Source organism: Anatilimnocola aquadivae, assembly GCF_049819085.1.
GTDB lineage: Bacteria > Planctomycetota > Planctomycetia > Pirellulales > Pirellulaceae > Anatilimnocola.
Genome location: NZ_CP187419.1, coordinates 1580259 through 1596757, shown reverse-complemented (window position 1 = coordinate 1596757; position 16499 = coordinate 1580259). Strand labels below are relative to the sequence as shown.

15 protein-coding genes are annotated in these 16499 nt (G+C 58.7%); 6 read left to right on the top strand and 9 right to left on the bottom strand.

Features of this window, described 5'->3' with window-relative positions; genetic code table 11:
• Positions 1-129: 129 nt before the first annotated feature.
• On the top strand, positions 130-357 hold the full coding sequence (locus NA78x_RS06390; protein ID WP_425617598.1) for a hypothetical protein: 228 nt from the start codon (positions 130-132) through the stop codon (positions 355-357).
• Between the two features lie 29 nt (positions 358-386).
• Here the strand turns inward: NA78x_RS06390 and NA78x_RS06385 are convergent, their stop codons facing one another.
• From NA78x_RS06385 to NA78x_RS06375, 3 genes are all read right to left on the bottom strand, one after another.
• Positions 387-1466 (bottom strand): class I SAM-dependent methyltransferase, encoded by a 1080-nt coding sequence (locus NA78x_RS06385; RefSeq protein ID WP_425617597.1) that lies wholly within the window; start codon positions 1464-1466, stop codon positions 387-389.
• A 101-nt stretch (positions 1467-1567) separates the two neighbouring features.
• Positions 1568-2053, bottom strand: coding sequence for a hypothetical protein (locus NA78x_RS06380; protein ID WP_425617596.1), 486 nt, complete (start codon positions 2051-2053; stop codon positions 1568-1570).
• Between the two features lie 9 nt (positions 2054-2062).
• A complete protein-coding gene (locus NA78x_RS06375) occupies positions 2063-2434 on the bottom strand; it encodes a hypothetical protein (RefSeq protein ID WP_425617595.1) in 372 nt (123 codons plus the stop codon).
• A gap of 54 nt (positions 2435-2488) precedes the next feature.
• On the opposite strand from NA78x_RS06375, the gene NA78x_RS06370 reads away from it, so the two are divergent.
• Positions 2489-3124: a hypothetical protein gene (locus NA78x_RS06370; protein ID WP_425617594.1), complete on the top strand. Its 636-nt coding sequence runs from the start codon at positions 2489-2491 to the stop codon at positions 3122-3124.
• 1 nt (position 3125) lies between these two features.
• Here the strand turns inward: NA78x_RS06370 and NA78x_RS06365 are convergent, their stop codons facing one another.
• Positions 3126-3536, bottom strand: coding sequence for a hypothetical protein (locus NA78x_RS06365; protein WP_425617593.1), 411 nt, complete (start codon positions 3534-3536; stop codon positions 3126-3128).
• A gap of 145 nt (positions 3537-3681) precedes the next feature.
• Between NA78x_RS06365 and NA78x_RS06360 the strand changes: the two genes are divergently transcribed.
• Together NA78x_RS06360 and NA78x_RS06355 are read left to right on the top strand one after the other, a co-directional pair.
• Positions 3682-4281 carry a peroxiredoxin gene (locus NA78x_RS06360; RefSeq protein WP_425617592.1) on the top strand — a complete coding sequence of 200 codons (600 nt, stop codon included), beginning with the start codon at positions 3682-3684 and terminating at the stop codon, positions 4279-4281.
• Between the two features lie 192 nt (positions 4282-4473).
• A complete protein-coding gene (locus tag NA78x_RS06355; RefSeq protein WP_425617591.1) occupies positions 4474-5646 on the top strand; it encodes a hypothetical protein in 1173 nt (390 codons plus the stop codon).
• A gap of 677 nt (positions 5647-6323) precedes the next feature.
• On the opposite strand, the gene NA78x_RS06350 is transcribed toward NA78x_RS06355, so the two are convergent.
• Positions 6324-7385 carry a methyltransferase gene (locus NA78x_RS06350; RefSeq protein ID WP_425617590.1) on the bottom strand — a complete coding sequence of 354 codons (1062 nt, stop codon included), beginning with the start codon at positions 7383-7385 and terminating at the stop codon, positions 6324-6326.
• A 169-nt stretch (positions 7386-7554) separates the two neighbouring features.
• Here NA78x_RS06350 and NA78x_RS06345 point away from each other — a divergent pair, with 169 nt between their 5' ends.
• Both NA78x_RS06345 and NA78x_RS06340 read left to right on the top strand, forming a co-directional pair.
• Entirely contained in the window at positions 7555-8595 is a 1041-nt protein-coding gene (locus NA78x_RS06345) for a hypothetical protein (protein ID WP_425617589.1), read from the top strand.
• A 131-nt stretch (positions 8596-8726) separates the two neighbouring features.
• Positions 8727-10976, top strand: a complete 2250-nt coding sequence (locus NA78x_RS06340) for a hypothetical protein (RefSeq protein ID WP_425617588.1) — start codon at positions 8727-8729, stop codon at positions 10974-10976.
• Between the two features lie 272 nt (positions 10977-11248).
• Here the strand turns inward: NA78x_RS06340 and NA78x_RS06335 are convergent, their stop codons facing one another.
• The 4 genes from NA78x_RS06335 to NA78x_RS06320 all read right to left on the bottom strand — a co-directional run bounded on the left by NA78x_RS06335 (position 11249) and on the right by NA78x_RS06320 (position 16424).
• On the bottom strand, positions 11249-12562 hold the full coding sequence (locus NA78x_RS06335; RefSeq protein ID WP_425617587.1) for a DUF1501 domain-containing protein: 1314 nt from the start codon (positions 12560-12562) through the stop codon (positions 11249-11251).
• A gap of 161 nt (positions 12563-12723) precedes the next feature.
• A complete protein-coding gene (locus NA78x_RS06330) occupies positions 12724-13956 on the bottom strand; it encodes a cation:proton antiporter (protein ID WP_425617586.1) in 1233 nt (410 codons plus the stop codon).
• A gap of 57 nt (positions 13957-14013) precedes the next feature.
• A complete protein-coding gene (locus NA78x_RS06325) occupies positions 14014-14349 on the bottom strand; it encodes a hypothetical protein (RefSeq protein WP_425617585.1) in 336 nt (111 codons plus the stop codon).
• 434 nt (positions 14350-14783) lie between these two features.
• Positions 14784-16424, bottom strand: a complete 1641-nt coding sequence (locus NA78x_RS06320; RefSeq protein WP_425617584.1) for a sulfatase-like hydrolase/transferase — start codon at positions 16422-16424, stop codon at positions 14784-14786.
• Positions 16425-16499 lie beyond the last annotated feature (75 nt).

The window sequence follows — 16499 nt, the reverse complement described above, 5'->3', positions numbered from 1 at the left end:
TGAAGCGACGAAAGAACGACATTACACCCCTGATAAGTGTAGCATGCGAAGAATCATTTTTCAGGCCGGACCAAACGTGTTCTGCCTGGCCCCGTTCCCTTCCCGCAGTTCCTCGCAGGTGCCTCGAGTATGAACCTCAATTTTGGCGGCATCGTCGGTGGACTGGTCGGTTTGGGCGTGATGGTAGGTTTGTTCGCCCTCAACGAATGGAAGTTTCAGCGGGGCATTGTGAAGCTCGGTATGTTCGCCATTTTTGGCGGTGCGGCCGCAGGCAACTTCCTGTGGAGCACCTTTTTTACGGCTGCCAAATCCGAAGAAGTGAACCCGAACGCTCCGCCACCACCACCGCCGACCTAACGATCGATTGGCCACTCTTGCTGGGTCCACTACTTCGTGGCGAAGTACCAAAAGTTCATCGGGTCGTGCGCGAGTGTTTCCACACGCACGTTCGCCAACCCCGCTTCGCCCAACATCTGCAGGGCGAGTTCTTTGCCCCACATGGCTCCCAAGCCGGGACCGTTGTTCGCCAGTGAGACCGACATGCAATGCATGCACGAGATGGTGTAGAGAAACGTGCCGACCGGATGCGCACAATCGGTATGGACGTGCCCGGTGCCTGAAATGTCCTGCATCAAAAAGAGCCCACCCGGCTTAAGTGCGCGGGCCACGTTCGCCAGCACCGCAGCGGGCCGCGCTTGATCGTGGATGGCATCGAAGGCGGTGATCAAGTCGTACTGCTGCTCGGCGGTCATCGTGGCGGCATCTTGCACGCGGAAGGTGATATTCGTGAGTCCTCGGCGCTTCGCTTCAGCCCGCGCGCCGGCGATCGGTTCTTCCGAAAAGTCTTCGCCCACAAATCGACTAAGCGGGAACTTCTCAGCCAGGTGAAGCATGGCCCGGCCACTACCGCAGCCAAGATCGAGCACGTCGATGCCCTGTGCAAGCTTTTCGCTCCAGCCTGGCGCGAGCGGCAAAACATGCTCGACGAGCCCCATCACCACGCTTTGCTGACTCTCCTCGGCCATTACCTGATGAAAGCGTGGGTAGGAAGAGTAAGGCACGCCTTGGCCATGCTGGAAGGCTGCGACAATCTCGTCTTCGACGATGCCGAGAATGGCAACGAACTGTGTCGAGACTGCGAGATTGTTTGGAGCCGCGGCGCGGGTGAGCCAGGCTGCATGTTCCGCAGGCAAGCGATGCGTTTTCTCCTGCGGGCGGTATTCGACAATGCCGCCGGTGACCATCGCGGCCAGCCATTCGCGCACATACCGCTCGTTAAGGCCGGCAGCGTCAGCCAATTGCCCGCTGGTGACCCACTCCAAACCGGCGAGCGTATCGAACAGCCTGGTCCGATGCCCAACCGAGATCATGAGGGCGAGTCCGGCGTGATTCACAATCTCCAGCACCTTCCCGGCAAAGGCGTCGGCTTTAGTTTGATCGAGCGAATGCGTGAGCGACGTACACATAAACTTTCCTGCTGCTTCGGTTCTGATTCACTGGCGCGACAATCGCCGCAAAGAGAGCTAAGCGCAAACGGCGCAAAAATGTTACCGTGAAGTGCGAAGATTTAGACGTTTTCTTCGCCTGATGGCATGAACCGCTCCCTGGAAGCAATATGAAGGTGACGCTGTCGATGCACGATCTCCGCAACGGCAGCTTGCATTGAATCACTCGCGTACAACAGCGGAATTATTTCTCGCTGAATGTGAACGGCTTCCGCCTTCGCATCAGCAGAAGGCCGTTCGAATGGTAGCGGCGCTGAAGATCCAAGAGCAGAGGCTTGGCTGCCCCAATTGCTATCCCAAATCAACTCGCCAAAGGCAATCTCAACACCCTCACCATCGAGCGTCAAGTAAAACGACGGTGAACGTCGAATTGCTCCAGATTCGAAAAACTGTACGACGGCCAAGATGTCGGTTCGGCGACCAAGCAAATGGCAGTCATACTTTAGATTAGTGATGCCGATATGAAGGTGCCATGAGCCGCCGGTGGGCGGTCGGTAAACGCTATAGCCATATTGCAGTTCGTCCTGCTCCCAATCAGGCTCATCCACGTCCACTCTTTATGTTTCCTCCAATTGATCTGCCAGTACATCAAATTGCGAAATCCCCTCTTGTGATTCAACTCCGCAAGGTTTGCTCGTATCTACAGTAAACACCTCGCGTCCTTGGCTGTCGCGCTGGCGGGAGATAACCACACACGCTATTTTGCCCGGCTGTGGGTACCGCGAGTCGTTCCACAGATCGTTCGTGGTCATGACAGGCACTTTCTCGATGAAGTACCACTTTTGCTGCCAAGCATCAATCAGCTCGCATCTTACGAAGCCAGGATAATCGTCACTTGCCCATTCGATGATTGAAACCTTGACTGCTTTCATTTGCGTCAGCCGGGACCAGAAATTCCGTGTTTGCGTTGGAGAGATGCTGATCAACATGGTACTCTGAAAACCACGGCGAGCAGGTGGGGCGCTTGCCACGGAGGTTTGGCTATGTTGACGTCTGTCGCACTTTGTCTGGCGTTGTGTACCGGGGATGGATTGCCGGGAAAAGAAGCTGCCGCCGCGCGACCCTTTCATGAGATTCAGGCGGATCTGAGCGACTTCCTCAAGCGTGAAGCACTCACCAAAGACGCCGCAGAACGCGCAAAGCTGATTCGCCAACTGTGCGACTTGCATCACGAGATTCTGCACCATCCCCGTCATGAGACGGCCGAGGCCATGAAGGGCTATCGCGTGCAAGCGTGGAGTAGGCTGAAACGCGTGCAAGCCGATTTGAAGAACCAACTGGCTCGCGAGCGAAAGGGAAAGAACGCACCGGTTGGGACCGATCCTCAGTTGCTCGCCGCCAGCGATAGCTTGGCCGCGGCGTTGAATCTGGCCGATAGCTCGCTGGGTGGTCCGAGTGCCTTGCTGGCTCGCGGTGGCAGAGCTCAGATCGACGACAACGGCCAAGAGTTAGTCGATCTGATCGAGCGAACCATCAATCCCGATTTTTGGGATACCAACGGTGGTCCCGGGACAATCGTCTATTTTGCTCCGCTGCAATGCCTTGTCATTACCGCGACTGGCGAGATGCATCAGAACGCGGGCGGCTTGCTTGGCGGTCTGCGAGCAGCAGGAAACTAGGTTAGCCCGCCTTGTCATACGCTTCGCGTTCAAACGGATTGTCCCAGTAGGGATGCTTGCCGCGGAGCCACAGCCAGAGGGACGAAAGCAGATAGGCGGGGATAAAGAAGAGCCCCCAGCGTTCGTATTGTTGCACGTGGACGAACTCGTGCTCTCGCGTGCGGTCGAGTTCGGTCTGGCCGCAGGCGATGACCGTGTGACCGAGCGTCATGGCCGAGGCGCCGCCGATGACCGGGGCCTTGCCCAGCAGCCAGGTCAGAAACCGGCCCTCAAACTCCAGCACCCGTCCCCGCAGCCGGCAAGTTCCGCCGCTGACGAGGTTCACTAAACCCAGCGCCAGGCCCACCAACGACCAGGGAGATGCCCAGACGATGGCCAGTGCGATCAGAATTCCCCAGCCTAGATTTTTCATCAACGCTTACGCCCCAAATGCAGCCTGGTTGCAGGCCCCTTGTCATTGCCGCTAGCGAAGCGGTAACGTGATAAGTCTGGCAACGACATTTTTGCCATTCTAACCAGTCTCACTGTCCCCCACCCAATACACAGAGGATGACTTTATGGGCGTTCTGGTTCAACAATCGGCCCCCGATTTCAAGGCTCAGGCCGCGATGCCCGATGGCTCGTTCAAGACCGTTGGTCTGTCCGACTATCAGGGCAAGTACGTGCTGCTGTTCTTCTGGCCCCTCGACTTCACCTTCGTCTGCCCGACCGAGATCATCGCTTTCTCGGACCGTGCCGAAGACTTCGAAAAGCTGAACGTCCAGATCCTGGGCGTCTCGGTCGACAGCCACTTCACGCACCTGGCGTGGAAGAATACCGCCCGCACCGATGGCGGTCTCGGCCAGATCAACTATCCGCTGGTCGCCGACCTGAACAAGGAAATCTCGCGCGCCTACGATGTGCTGATCCCCAGCGGCATCGCTCTCCGCGGTTTGTTCCTGATCGACAAGGAAGGCAAGGTTCGCCACCAGGTGGTGAACGACCTGCCGCTCGGCCGCAGCGTCGATGAAGCCCTGCGGATGGTGCAGGCCCTGCAATACTTCGAAAAGAACGGCGAAGTTTGCCCCGCCAACTGGAAGGAAGGCGCTCGCACGATCAAGCCAACCGTCGGCGACAGCAAGAAGTTCTTCGCTGCCGAATACACCGGCAAGGGCTAATTGGCGATTTGACCGTGGCCTGCTGACCACGACCAATCACCCTGGAAAACCTCGCGAGGGCTCGTCAACCGACGAGCCCGTTTCCTTGCGCCGATGTCAAATGCTCCGTCTTTCGCTAGGTGGATCAGCGTGGCTCTAAACAGGCACTTGCGTCTATGATGAACGGGCGAAACAAAACCAGGGAATAAGCCCATGACCATTCCGCAGCAACTTGGCAGAGCGAGGTGGTTATTCGTCGGCGGGCTGGCGATGGTGATTGCGCTGCTGGCAAACGGCAGCCTGCACGCGGCTGGTCCCTTTACCTGCTTCGCCAAGCAGCCCACGTTTCGCGCCGAGATGGCCGATGCAGATCTTGTGGTCGTAGCCAAACTGCAATTTGCGTTGCCGCCCGACAAGGACTCCGGCCAGCAACACGCCCAGTTCGAAATCGTCGAGGTTCTCAAGGGCGAGAAGAAAGGTCTGATCGGTGGGCAGGTCGTCGTGCCTCATTTCGATCTTGGCAAGGCTGGCGACATTTTTTACTTCACCAAATCCGGCCCGCCCCACCTGGAGTGGTCGTCGTCGGTCCTGCTCACGCCACGGATGCGGGAGTATGTACACAAGGTCGCCGAGTTGCCTGCGGAGGTGACTCCGCGCCTTCAGTTCTTCCTGAGTCATCTCGACGACAAAGAAGAGTACATCGCCCACGATGCCTGCGAAGAGTTTGACGAGATTTCGTACGCGGATCTGGCGACCTTGAAGCCGCACCTGAACCGGGAGCAAGTGCTGCGCTGGCTGGAGAATCCCGAAGCACTAGCCAGTCGTAAGCGGCTGTACTATCGACTGCTGAGCATTTGCGGGACCGCTGGCGACGCGTCGCTGCTCGAAGCGAAAACGAAGTCTGCTGACAGGAAGGACCGTTTGGGCCTCGATCAGTTGCTGGCCTGCTATGTCATGCTGCAGGGAGACAGCGGACTTGCCATGGTGGAAGAACGGTATCTGAAGAACAAGCGGGCCGATTACGCCGATACTTACGCTGCCATCCTAGCTTGTCGTTTCCATCTCACGGAAACCAACGTCTTGCCCCGCCACCGCGTAATCGCTTCGCTCAAGCTGATGCTCGCGCGCCCTGAACTGGCCGACCTGGTGATTCCTGATCTGGCCAAGCTCGAAGAATGGACGGTCGCCGATCAACTCTTTGACATGTACAAGAACGCGGACACCAAGACCACTTGGGTCCGCGTTCCCGTCGTGCAGTACTTGCGCGCCTGTCCGCTCGACTGCGCACCAGCGATGCTGAAAGAATGCGAACGAATCGATCCCGAGGCCTTTAAACGAGGGAAGATCTTTGTTCCCGTGATCGCGCCGGCGAAGACGGGCTCCTAGAAGTTCAAGGTTTCAAGTTGGGGAAGCAGCAAATGCTCTGCGGGCACTGACGCGTCCGTCCCAGATAGAAAATAACTGACACCGATATGATCGTCAAGTATATTGTCATTATTGCGCACTTGACAAAAAATCGCGCGTCGTTCAGATTCAAGTTGTTTTCGTGTGCCCGCCCGAAGTGGGTGCCCGTCGTTCTGCGAAGCAGAACCGAGTGAAGTGCAACTTGGCTAGCTCGGCCACTCGGCACAACTGCAGCCACTTGGTTGTTGTTCCCCTCAGCCGAGTGGACTGGGCTGGTACGAGCGGCTGCTGGTCACTGCTGCGCAGAACGAACGGCACCTAATCGCGGTTGAAGCCTCAATGCTAATGGGTCTGGATGTTCCCTTCGCAGTGGCTGAGACGGGTAGGATTCGGGGTTACAGAGAGGACGAAGACGTTCAAAAAGCGGTTATCAAACGGTTATCACCATCCGGGGGGTATTAATGCCGCAGATAGACGCAAGCCATTGCCAGGAAATGCCTTAGTGAAATCGGTTATCAGAAAAAATCTACTCAAAAAGTTATCAGCGATCAGCGTGCAGTGATGCGTTTTCGAGTAACAACTTGGCGAACCGGAGGGAGTGCGATGTCCCCTTAAGTCGTGTCGACGAGATGTCATGCAAAACGCCAAAGAGCCGGCGATCAGTTCGAACCCTTGGTGCTGGCGAGGACGCCGCAGTGGATGAGCGTGGGCTGGACCGCTGAGGGTTGCAGGCCGGCGGCGGTGAGCCAAACGCGATACTCGGCGGCGGAATAGGCGCGTCCTTCGGTGAGGGTGAAGAGCGCGGCGGAGTAGAGAGCCAGGGGGAGCGGTCCCGCGAGATCGTCATTGAGGAACACATCGTGAATGAGCAACTGGCCACCGGCGGGCAGTACCTTCGCACAGCGGTCGATGAGTTGCGCGCATTGGGGCTCGTCCCAGTCGTGCAAAATGTTCGAGAGCAGAATCACATCGGCGGCAGCGGGGAGTTCGTCGGCGAACATATCGCCGGGCACGAGGGAGAGGCGATTGGCGACGCCGAACTTAGCGGCAAATTCAGCGGCGATCTTCAGCACTTCGGGCCGGTCGAAGACGATCGCCCGCAACTGCTTGTATTGTTGCAGCAGTGCGATGCTGTAGATTCCGGTGCCGCCGCCGACATCGAGCAAACAGTTGGCTTTCGAGAGATCGACGGCGCGAGCCAAGTGAGGGGCGACGTTTTGGGCGCGACCGGCGAGGGCCAGCGTCAGATGGCGGGCCGAAGCTTCGCGCTCCATGGCCGATTCGAGTCCTTCGCGATAGATGAACGCGGCGCCGCCGTCATCGGCGGCTGCATTGGCCGGGCGATTGGTCTGCAGCCGTTCGACCATTTCCTTTACTCCCGGGCTGGCTGCCGCGAGGCCGATGTAGTCGCCCACATAATGCGGCGAGGCAGGCAGCAAGTGTTCGCGGGCCAGGGGCGTCAGTTGAAAGCGACCATCGACCACTTCCAGCAGTTGCATCGCCCGCAGGGCCGTGGTGAGGACGACAAATGGACGTTTTGCTAGTTTCAGCTTGGTTTGCAACTCGAATGCGGAAAGGTTGCCACTACCAAGACTCTCGAAGAGGCGAAAATGGGTAACCGCGGCGGTTAGTAGCTCGGTGGCATAAGAGCCGCGAAAGAGTTCGAACAGCGAGGTGGGGTCGAGCTTGGGGGCGGCCAGCCAATGGGCAAAAAGTGACATAAGACTCAAGGGTTTTCCAGAAGTATTTTGGCTCTACAGAATTGCTTGGAGAATTGGGGCTAATCTAATAAGCTAATAACTCTCCGCGGAGTCAGTCCTGCCCTGCTTTCCGGCAATTCACCCCGTTCCGACGCACTTGTTGCGAGTCGATTCCGAAGAGAAGTGTGCTGTGAGTTCGCTGCCAGACCAAGCCGATTTTGATCCTTACCGCGTGTGGTTGGGCATTCCCAAGCAGCAGCAGCCCCCGCATCACTACCGGCTGTTGGGCCTGGAGGTGTTCGAGCCCGATTTGCAGGTGATCCAAGAGGCGGCTGACCGGCAAATTGCTCATCTCAAGACAAAGCAGACCGGCAAGCATGTTGCGCTTTCGCAAATCTTGCTGCAAGAGGTCGCAGTGGCCGCGGGCTGCCTGTTGGACAACTCGGAGAAGGCTGAATACGACCAACAACTGCGGAAAAAGCTGGCGCCGCTGAGCCTGGTGCCCGCTGCGGTTGCCCCCCAGCCTGTGTTGCCACGGCAAACGGTTCCGCCGGTTCCCGCGCCGAGAGTGCCAGCAGTTCAAACGAAGAATTCACCCGCGCCGGCTCATCAAACTCCAGCGAATTCGTTGCCGCTGCATCAAACGCCGGCTCAGTCGACGCCAGTCTACTCCACTCGGACTTTGCCCGCGCCCGTGGTGCCGCCGCTGCCCACGCCGGTTCGCTCGCTGCCACCCGCCGAGATTCGCGAAGTGGGCGAGTCGCCGCTCGCCTCGATCATGCGGCGGCTACCGAGCGATCCGATTCAATTTGCGATGGTGATGGCCGTGGGCGGGGCAGTGGTGGTGATTGCCCTGGGGCTGCTATTGGTATTGGCCGAAGAGATTCTGCTGACCCCGCTGCCCAAAGTGCCGGAGGCGGTTCCTGTCGCGCCGGTAACCATCGACAATGAGAACATGCCGCTGGAGAACACGGCCAAGGCCGACGAGCCGGCCCGAGAGATTCGTCCCAAACCTTCGCCGCTTAAGCAGTTGCCACCTGCACCCGAGTTTCGCCCGAAGGCGGCCGATGTGCCATCCATCGAATCGACGTTTCCGGAAGCGGCCACGGGCGATTTGCCGGCGACTGAGTTGCCCGCTACCAGCGACAGTCCACCCGCGGAGGAATCTGGCGAAAATCCTTCTTCTAGCACCAACGAGGGAACCTTTCCGGCTCGTGCGGGGTCTATATAGTAGGGAATTGTTCTAGGGCGGCGTCGTGCGCGGTAGAATCGTTTGGAGCCGTGCAGGCAACAATTCTCTGCGTGCAAGTGATTCTGAGGTCTACGTTTAGGTGAAGCCTCACCTGAAACAGGAATGCCGTCGTGAGTGGAAAACCTGCCGAGAATGCTGCTGGCGATGCTGTCGTCAAGGAAGCGTTCGACCCGTATCGGGTTTGGCTCAGCATTCCCAAGTCCGAACAGCCCCCGCACCATTACCGCTTGCTGGGCGTGAGCCTGTTTGAAGCCGATCCGCAAGTGATCGAGGAAGCGGCCGACCGGCAAATCGCCCACCTAAAGACCAAGCAAACGGGCAAGCATGTGGCGCTTTCGCAGCAGTTGCTGCAGCAAGTGGCGACCGCCGCCGGCTGCCTGCTCGACGAAGACGCCAAGCGAAAGTACGACAAGAAGCTGCGGAAGTCGCTCGTGCCGCCAGCAGCTCCCGCTGAGACAACCAAGCCAGCGGCCAGTGAAGCACCGGCTCCGGCTTCCTCTCCGGCAGCTGCACCTCAGTCGCAACCTGCGTATCAGCAACCAGCCATGCCTTATGCGGGCCAGGGCTATCCGGCCGCGGGATACTCGCCAGCGTATGCTCAACCTGGCTATGTGCCGCATCAAACGCCTGCGCAGTCGTATGCTCCCCTCGGCTATGTCGCGCCGCCGGTTCAGCATTACGCGCCTCCACCACCGCATCAGTCCCTGCGTCCCATTCCGGTTGCTCCGCCGGAAGCGCCCCCAATCGATATCGAAGAAGAAGCGAGTGTCGGACCGATGCTCGCGGGCGCTGGCATGGTCAGCCGCGGCCGTTCACACGGCCGAAGTTCTTCCGGCGATATGTTCAAACTGATCGTCGTGGGCGGCGTCTGCCTGGCATTCGCGCTCGTGGGCTTCTATCTCTACAAGAGCGGTCTGCTCGCCGGTACAACAAGCGTCGCGCAGGTTACGAAGCCCAAGTCGGCTCTCAAGATTACCAAGACTGTCGAGCAGACTCCCAGCAAGGCAACCACCACGACGCCCGCAGAAACTCCTGCGACAACGACTCCGACTACAAATCCCAAAACGTCCACGGTCAGCGACACAGGCGCGACGAAAACGGGCACCACAACCGAGACTCCGCCGGTCACCAAGCCGACGACACCAGCCGACCCGGCTGTGCCCATGCCCAACCCGGCTCCCTTGCCGGGGACCGATCCCACAGCGATGCCAGTTCCGGTAACTCCGCTGCCCATGCCAGTGCCGATGCCCACCTCGCCCACGAACACGGGGCTGACGAATCCACTGGCGGGTGTCACGCCGAACAACCCAGCCCCCAGCCCTGGTGCCAAGAAGATCTGGCGGCATCTGGGCGGCTTCATCGAGCAACTGGCTGATGGCACCTGGAAAGAACTCGCCCCCAGCGGCGACTATTTCACACTGACTCCGCTCGGACAGGGTGGCGACACCTGGGAGTTCGATCGACCGGCCAGCGATATCCGTATTCGCCTGTTCGACAATCGCTACGAGTATGCCGCGACTCCGTTCACGCAATATGTCGAAGCGGCCAAAGGAACCTGGACCGTACCACTCGAAGAAATCGAACTCGAAGCCCCGCAGCAAAACGCGATCAAGAAGCACTGCGATGCTTATGCTGAGATCCTCGCCAAAGCGCGCAAGGGGATGCTTGAAAAGTTCGATATCGAAATGTCACCCAATCGCAAACGCGTGGGCAAAGCCGACGAGTGGCTGGCGCTGCTCGAAGTGCTCAAGGCCGAGAAGAGCCGCTTCGAGACTGAGGGTCTGCTCCCTTGGTCCGGCCCCATGCGGGCAGCATCGGCTGACTATTTGAAGATGATCAACGCGGCCCGAGCCGAAACCGATCGCCGTCTGGATGGCATTGTGCAGTACTTCGTCAAGCACGATCAACAGGCCGCGGCCAACAGCGTATTGGTGCTGCGGCAACGAACGCTTGCGCCGCTGGTTGTGGCCAAGCTGATTCCCAATCAAATGCCCGCAAATGGCGGCAACGTGATTCGACCTTTTGGTCGCTTCGGTCGCAACGAAGATGACGAGGCCGACCGTGGACATCGCCTGTGGTCGAACTGGTCGCTCAACGATGCGGCGAGCGGTTCGAAGTGGACCTTTGATAACAACGGCCTGGTGCTGAGCATTGTCCGCAGCGGGTCGACCTCGCGCGATCAAATTGCCGTGGCCGATAACGGTACCGAGTTCTCGGCCCGCAGCAACTCCGGCAACAACTACACGGGCGTCTTCGCCAGCACCATCGATCTGCACGAACGGCGCCCCGAAGCCAAGTACAATCCGCCTCCGAAAGCCGATCCCGCCAAGCCCGTAGCCGCTGCGGAAGCGGTTGAGTAAGTGAGTGGCTGCGCTTTGAGCACAAAGCACAGCCACCCAAAATTTTGGCTGAGGCTTGATTCGCCGTAAGTCCAAACGCGTGGAAATGGTGGGTGTTCACAATCCGATAGGGTTTGTGAACACTCAGGCGCGCCGCACTCGAGAGATAGGGCAGGTCGCGTTCACAAACCCTACCAGTCTGTGAACAGAGTTTCCCCAGCAGTTCGGCCGGCAGGAAGACTTACGTCGCTGATCGGCCGGCGTCTGCTGCGAGTCATCAAGCCGCGTGCGCCTTAGGTAAACAGTTCCGCGATGGGATGTCCGCCGTCGGTGATCGGCACGGGGCGATCGCCGGCGTAAAGTTCTTTGTGAGGATCGATGCCCAGCGACCAGCAAATCGTCGCGTGAAAATCGGGAATCGAAACGGGCCGATCGACAATCTTCATTGCCAGTTCATCGGTGCTGCCGATGGTGAGGCCGTTCTTTAAGCCGCCGCCAGCGAGCACCATGCTATAGCTCTTGCTGTGATGGCCACGGCCACCGCCGCCATCGAAGCCCGCTGGTCGACCGAACTCGGTGGCGACGACGATCAGTGTCTTTTCGAGCATCTTTTGCTGTTCGAGATCTTCGACGAGGGTGGCCAGGGCGTGATCGAGCTCCGTGATTAGGTCGTGCTGCTTCAGCATGCCGTCGTTGTGGACGTCCCAGCCGGTGCCATTGAGGAAGTTGAGATTGTGCGAGACTTCGACGAACCGCACCCCCGACTGGCACAGCCGCCGCGCGAGCAAGCATCGCTGGCCGAATTCGCCGCCGTAACGATTTCGCAGCGTGTCGGCTTCGTTTTCGAGGGCAAAGACTTTGCCGAAATTGGGCCCGGCCAGTTTGAGCATTTCCTCAATCGTGGCGTCGTAGTTCTTGATCGTTTCGTCGGTCTTCGCTGCCGCATAATGCTGGCGAACTTCGGCGAGCAACTTCTCCCGGCGAGCTTGCCGCTCGTTCGTAATCTCCGGCGGGCGAGACAAGCCAACAGGCCCGCTCTTGGTATCGGTCAGATAGATGTAGCTGTGCTTGGCTCCCAAAAAGCCCGGTCCGCGGGTGACGTTGGGATAACCAATCAGCACGTAGGCGGGCACGCCTTCACCGGCCGCGCCGCGCTCGTGTGCGACGATGGAACCGATCGACGGATAAACCACGGTTCCGGCAGTGGGCCGCCCCGTGTGCACGCGATTGGTCGCTGCGGCATGTTCGTCGATCACTTCGTGATGAACCGAGCGGACGATGTTCATCCGATCGAGCACCGTCGCACAGCGGGGCAGGTATTCACAGACCTGCGTTCCCGCGACGGCGGTATCGATCGACCGGTACATACTGCCGGCCTTCTTCGCCTTGGGATCGCCCTGTGCCTTGGGATCCCAAGTATCGATCTGCCCGGCACCACCGCCGAGCCACAAAAAGATGCAATGCTCGGCCTTCCCCTTGGGCAACTTCACCGCGGCTTCTTCGGCGGCCAGCAGCGGCCGCTGCGAACCGAGTGAAGACGCGGCCAAAGCGCCCGCAGTCAGGGCACTGGTAGTCAGAAACTGGCGACGATTGGCAATGTCAGGCATGAGAGGAAGCCATCGCAAGTGCGTGTGAGAATCGGCAGGCTGCCCGAGCCGCAATCAGCAGCCCGGCAGATCACATTTTTCCAGCGTTTCAGTATAACAGAGCCCGAGCAAAAAAGCGTGATTTGCAGTTTGCTAGGCGTTTTTCGGCAGCTACGCTGTGGCTAATCTTCCTCTCTTGGTCCTGCCACCAGATCTTCAATTCCTTCGGAATCGGAACGCTGAGGCTTCTTCGGTACAGCAAGCCATTTGAGCCAGACGGGTGCGATGAAAGTGGTAGCCATCACCATCAGGGCAACCGCGCTAAACAGCCCACGATCGAAGATCCCGCTGCTAAGTCCCATGCCGGCGAAAATCAGACCGACTTCGCCACGCGGGATCATTCCCACCCCAATGATCGCTTTGTTTCCTTTGAACCAGAAGGGCGCGAAGCCTGCGGCAAACTTGCCAATAATGGCTGCCACCACAAGCAGACCGCCGAGCAGCAGAATCGAATGAGCTGCGGGATCGAGTGGATTGAATGTCCGCACATCCACTGCGGCACCAACGGCCACAAAAAAGATCGGCACGAAAAAATGCCCGAGACTGGCGACTCCTTTCTCGATCTCTTCGTGCATCGGTAGTTCCCGTTGGAACAGGCCAGCAGCGAAGGCACCAATGATGAGTGCCGAGCCAACCTGGTCCGCTAACCAGGCGAGGCCCAGGGCAACAACGAGCGCAATGATAGTGGGTGAGCCAGGCATTCTGAAGATTTGCAGAATGCGGTCCAGCCACGGCACGATCCACAGCCCTAGCAGCAACGTGATCACGAGAAAACCAAAAGCGATGCCTGTCGTTTGCGCAACCCCCAGTGCTGTGACCTCCGCCCCACCAGCCATTCCCGTAACGACCGCCAAGATGACGAGGCCGATCACGTCATCCAAAATGGCAGCGCCGAGAATGACTTGTCCCTCGGGATCTTGCAAACGCCCCAAATCGGACAACACACGCGCCGTGATACCGACGCTCGTAGCTGTTAGCGCCGCTCCGACAAAGATCGAGACAAGGTAATCGAGCCCCATCGCCCAGCAGACGGCATAGCCGAGCGTGAACGGCAGAATGACACCGGCCAACGCCACGACAACAGATGCGCCACCGACTTTCAGCAGTTTCTTCAGGTCAGTTTCCAACCCGATCTCGAAGAGCAGGATAATGACGCCCACTTCTTTAAGCAGCGTAATGATCTCGTCCTTCGCATCGACCCAGCCTAGAAGCGAAGAGCCAAGAACAACGCCAGCGAGCAACTCGCCCAATACGGCTGGTTGGCCAATTCGTTGTGCCAAAGCGCCGCCGATTTTGGCCCCCGCCAGAATGATGGCGAGCAAGCCCAAGAAGTGTACGAGGTGATGATGATCCACAGTTGCACAACAGCCCTTCGAAAAAGAAGCAAGACCTCAATAAAACATGATGCGAGCCTACATTCGCACCCAAACATTGGCCGCGATCAGGGCGACGAGTCCAATACTCAAGGCTACGATGGTGTACTTCTGAAAGTGCTGCCACGTGGCAGGCTGGCCATCGGCCGTCAAGGCATTGCCCGTGCGAAACTCCAACCAACGAGAAAGTGGCAAGCCCGCAAGGCCGACCAGATAGGCGATGCTGAATCCTAGCTGCCGGCCATTCTCGTCGTTGAGAACACCAAGCAACATCAGTGCCAGGAACATCGGGCCAATGAAGAACCAGTACAGGCGTTGCGTGACGAGTTGAAAGAGCGAATCGTAGCGGGGCTCGGTGGGTTGTGACGTCGACATCGTAAATGCTTCCCAAACGGAAAGAGGAATGTTCATGGAGGGCTGATAAAGCGCGCGCAGTGCACGTGGCCATCGCCGTCGCGCAAAAATGCCGTAACGATTCGAGTCGCCGATGAGCGAGAAAGATTGAATCGCGAAAGAGTGCGCAACGTCGATTGGCTGAGCGCGCAGCGAAAAGCTCCGCTATTGCTCAACTGCCATGGGTACGCAGATTCTTCGCGCTAAATGCGCGAGCAGGGCTAGAGCCCGCCGCCGCAGGTGATGAAGAGCTTCAGGTAAAGCTCGTGTTCGCTGGTAGGATGCTTTTCGAACAGCAGCATGATTGCTTTCATAGAAGGTGTACACTGCACCCTAACATCAATTAAAGGGAGCCGCAACCGAGCAGACTCACCTTCGTGAACTCCAGCGCCCATCGAGACGACTGACGCAACACCTTACTGCTTCTTCTTCCTGCCACCCCCACCTTCATTCACAGGGCCGGATAGCGGGGGCGTTTCGTAGAACTTGCCGTCGTCTGCCAGGCGGGGGTCGCCGGTTCGCCGAAGCTCGCCCAGCAATTGCTCTTCCATTTTTGCGCGGGCTTGGGCATAGGCGGCATCGGCTGCGACGTTCTTGAGTTGGTGCGGATCCTTACGCAGGTCGTACAGCTCTTCGCGCGGGCGTTTGCCATAGACCCAATCGAAGTGTGCCTTCCACTTCGGATCGTTCCGCACGCCTACGAGCCAGGCCTTGGCAGGGCCGGCATCTTCGTCGGGCAAGGTCACGCGAGTCTCTTCGGTAATCTCGGTCGCGGTCGGCACGTTGTCGCCGTCCAGTCGATAGGGGTCGCCCAGCGGCCAGCGATCGGGTTTGAAGTTAATGATGTAGAGGTAATCGTGCGTACGAATCGCTCGCTGGGGATACGGCATGAAATCGGCACGAGCATTTTCGACGTGCCGCTCGCGACCGATGAACACGGCGTTACGTTCTGGTTCGACCTGCCCCGACTTGTCCGACTTCAACAGTTTTACCAAGCTGTGCCCCGTCATCCGTTCGGGAATGGGCTGGCCAGCCGCTTCGAGAAACGTGGGTGCCAAGTCGGTCAGGCTGACCAGGTCATCAACGACGCGCCCGGACTTCGCCCCGCCCCAGCGAATGGCCAGCGAGACGTTCGAACCAAAGTCGTACAGGTTGCACTTGCCGTGCGGAAAGCCCGGCGGACCATGATCGCCACTGACGACGACAAGGGTGTTGTCGAGTTCGCCGGCTGCTTCCAGTCGCTTAAGCAAAACTCCCAGCGCGGCATCAAAGGCTTGAGCTTCGCCCAGGTAGTCGGCAAAGTCTTCGCGCATTTCGGGAACATCGGGCAGGAAGGCCGGCAACTTGCCTTGCAGCGAGTCGGGTTCGATGCCCCACAACTTTTTGCCCGAACCTTTGATCCACTTGCGATGGACATTCGTCGGTCCAAACCAATAGCAGAAGGGTTGGTCGGCCTGGCGAGCTGCTAGGAACGCGTCGAAGTTCTTTCCCACTTCGTCGTACAGCGTCTGCTTGGCGGCTTCGAGTTCGGTGCCTCCGGCGACCAGCTTTGTCACGTTCTGCGAGAACTGATTGAACCTGCCGCCAGCCTTCTCGTAGGCGAACTTGCCGTTGCCATAGGGAGCGTCATTGGGGGTGCCCGGTCCCCAGACTTTGTACGTCTCGCCAATGTGATAGCCGGCTTCGTTCAAGATCAGCGGATAGGCGGGCTGTGAGTAATCCCAAACGGCCCCGCGCAAGATCGATGCCCGGCCCGTTCGCCAGAAGTGCTGTCCCGAAAGGAGCGCGCTGCGACAAGGCGTACAGCTGGGGGCAGACACAAACGCGCGGCGAAAGAGCACACCCTCTTTGGCAACGCTGTCGAAGTTCGGCGTCTTGACTACGTCGTTGGGCGTGCCGGGGCCATCGACGGCCGCATACGCACTCGCGTAACGACCCCAATCATCGGCAAAGGCAAAGACAATGTTCGGCTTCTTGTCGGCTGCAGTTGCCTCGGTGCAGGCGAGCATGAGCGGAGAGATGAGCAGTAACCAAGCGAGGATCCACCAGCGAGTCATCCGTTAAGCTCCGGAGAGGAATTGAGTCACGATTTCTGAGAGCAAGTGTCGCCGCGTCTGTGATGCACGCGTCCC

Coding starts and splice junctions, on each gene's coding strand:
- NA78x_RS06350 (WP_425617590.1), bottom strand. CDS start 7,385: ATGTCACTTTTTGCCCATTGGCTGGCCGCCCCCAAGCTCGACCCCACC.
- NA78x_RS06370 (WP_425617594.1), top strand. CDS start 2,489: ATGTTGACGTCTGTCGCACTTTGTCTGGCGTTGTGTACCGGGGATGGA.
- NA78x_RS06325 (WP_425617585.1), bottom strand. CDS start 14,349: ATGTCGACGTCACAACCCACCGAGCCCCGCTACGATTCGCTCTTTCAA.
- NA78x_RS06390 (WP_425617598.1), top strand. CDS start 130: ATGAACCTCAATTTTGGCGGCATCGTCGGTGGACTGGTCGGTTTGGGC.
- NA78x_RS06335 (WP_425617587.1), bottom strand. CDS start 12,562: ATGCCTGACATTGCCAATCGTCGCCAGTTTCTGACTACCAGTGCCCTG.
- NA78x_RS06365 (WP_425617593.1), bottom strand. CDS start 3,536: ATGAAAAATCTAGGCTGGGGAATTCTGATCGCACTGGCCATCGTCTGG.
- NA78x_RS06360 (WP_425617592.1), top strand. CDS start 3,682: ATGGGCGTTCTGGTTCAACAATCGGCCCCCGATTTCAAGGCTCAGGCC.
- NA78x_RS06355 (WP_425617591.1), top strand. CDS start 4,474: ATGACCATTCCGCAGCAACTTGGCAGAGCGAGGTGGTTATTCGTCGGC.
- NA78x_RS06375 (WP_425617595.1), bottom strand. CDS start 2,434: ATGTTGATCAGCATCTCTCCAACGCAAACACGGAATTTCTGGTCCCGG.
- NA78x_RS06320 (WP_425617584.1), bottom strand. CDS start 16,424: ATGACTCGCTGGTGGATCCTCGCTTGGTTACTGCTCATCTCTCCGCTC.
- NA78x_RS06385 (WP_425617597.1), bottom strand. CDS start 1,466: ATGTGTACGTCGCTCACGCATTCGCTCGATCAAACTAAAGCCGACGCC.